The sequence below is a fragment of the Nostoc sp. CHAB 5715 genome (assembly GCF_020829685.1).
In the GTDB taxonomy this organism is placed as follows: Bacteria; Cyanobacteriota; Cyanobacteriia; order Cyanobacteriales; family Nostocaceae; genus Nostoc.
In genome coordinates this window covers 1-2,073 of sequence record NZ_JAIVFR010001174.1, presented here as the reverse complement: position 1 = coordinate 2,073, position 2,073 = coordinate 1, and the positions used below count along the sequence as shown (strand labels likewise).

Annotated in this window: 1 protein-coding gene and 1 pseudogene; both read right to left on the bottom strand. The window is 36.4% G+C overall.

From position 1 onward, the window contains the following. Positions 1-311 (bottom strand): annotated as a pseudogene (locus tag LC574_RS37365) (hypothetical protein); the annotation flags it as partial. A gap of 794 nt (positions 312-1,105) precedes the next feature. Then, positions 1,106-1,951, bottom strand: coding sequence for a NifU family protein (locus LC574_RS37360; protein WP_229458660.1), 846 nt, complete (start codon positions 1,949-1,951; stop codon positions 1,106-1,108). Positions 1,952-2,073: the final 122 nt, after the last annotated feature.

The following is a 2,073-nucleotide window of genomic DNA, read 5'->3' as shown; positions in this document are numbered from 1 at the left end:
GGTTGTCCAATTACCCAATCCGCAGGTTGTCTATCTCTGGTAGGTAATTTCTGCCATACCAATAATCGATGATGTCCTGGATCTGATACCCATAAGGGGCCTGATTCTGATAACAAACAAGCAGCACGAGGCCCGAACATTGTTGTGGAACTGGGTGCTACAGGTATAACTAATTGTTCTGGTTCAATAATGTTACCTAAAATTACCTCTGCACCTTGAGGTGATAGAGGTAAAGTTCGGTGATTTACTGTTTTGTCTGATGGCAATTTTTGTTGATGAGTAATTGGAGATAAGTGATAATTAATATCCAATCGCATTCGCGTATATTGATATGTATCAATAGTAGCAGTTTGCAATTAATGTTAATTTAAAGTTATGCAAATAGATTTCAAAGCAACATCCTTTTCAAAATTATAGGACTCCTATTTGATTTTTGAAATACACGTAGGGTGGGCTTTGCCCACCATATCCGGGTTTTGGTGGGCAAAGCCTACCCTACATTACTTAAAATTTTTCACATATCATTTAGGATTCCTATAGATAAATTTTTATTATTTCAATTTTCAAAGTAAGGGTTTTGGATTATTTTTTTTCAAATTAAGTTAAAAAAATTCCCTACGCTAGTCTTTAGTGATTTTTGCTACATAGCAAATATTTGGCATGAGTGCGCGATGTACTGAAATGAGAAAGCAAACTGGGGTTTGAGAAAGTAAAAGCTGATTTTGCTTGCGGAAAACACCAAAATGAGTAAGTCAAAGCTGATTTTGCTTGCGGAAAACACCAAAATGAGTAAGTCAAAGGTCATTTTGAGTAAGTCAAATCACCTTTTGCTTGCGGAAAACACCAAAATGAGTAAGCAAACTGGGATTTGAATAAGTTAAATGCCATTTTGAGAAAGTAATATGTCATTTTGCTTTCTCAAAACACTAAAATGAATACCTAAATTACACAAATGAGAATAAATTCAGGGATATTGAGAAAGCATTTAGGCATTTTGCTTGCATAAGACACTGAAATGAATACGCGAACTACTGAAATGAAAAAGCAAAGTAGCTGTGATTTCCTAATCGTCAAGTATATTTGCTGAAACGTTACCTTCGCATCATCATTTTTGCAGTTTCACAAAAACCTTATCGTCTTTAATCTTTACTAAATACGACTGAAGTGAAATATCAGGCGCAGTTAAACATTTACCTGTCTCTAATTTGTACTGGAATCCGTGGGAAGGACAGGTAATAACCCCATTTTCAACTTTACCCTTTTCTAAAGAAGATCCTAGATGAGCGCAAGCGTTACGATAACATGTTACTGTAACACCTTGACGATGTAAAATCAGTGAAGTACCAGCAAGTTGTACTTCCAATACACTAAATTCAGGAATTTGATCAATAGTCGCTACTTTGATCCAAGTAGAAGTTATTTTGGAATAAAATGGACTGATTAAACCAGAATTTGCGTTGTTAACAATAGGGTTGTTATTGACCGCAACTACTTTGGTAATTTCCGGACAATGGTTTTTGATTGCCTGTTCTACTCCTTGAGATAAAGTCAAAGTAGAAGCTGCACAACTGCTGCAAGTTCCTATTAATCTGATTTCTACTGTATCTGGTGGGTTAATTGCTACTAGTTCTACATCCCCATTATGGCTTTTTAAACCTGGGCGAACTTCTTCAAGGGCTGTCTGAATGCGCTGCACTAATGGTGCTTTTGGTGGTTTAACTAGTTCGTGATAAAGCAGTACTGCATACACTACTTCATCAGCAACAGCATAACGCAAAGCTGACATTGATTCTTGTTTTAGGTTTTGAATTAAATTAGTCAATGCAGCTTTATGCAAAGCCTCAATTGCTCTTTTTAGACCTACTGCTACACACCGTTGGCTTTCATCCCACTCGGATATAATTGCCTCAAAGCGGTTAATTTCCTGAACTAATTCTTCAAGGTTTGTCATTGGTCATTAGTCATTGGGCACTTGTACTGAGCGAAGTCGAAGTATTGGGCATTGGGCATTGGTTATTTATCAATGACAAATCACTTCATTTTGAAATCCTTGAGGAGAAATGGCATAATCAT

Excerpts from the sequence above, each read along its gene's own strand:
- LC574_RS37360 (WP_229458660.1), bottom strand. The coding sequence starts at position 1,951 with ATGACAAACCTTGAAGAATTAGTTCAGGAAATTAACCGCTTTGAGGCA.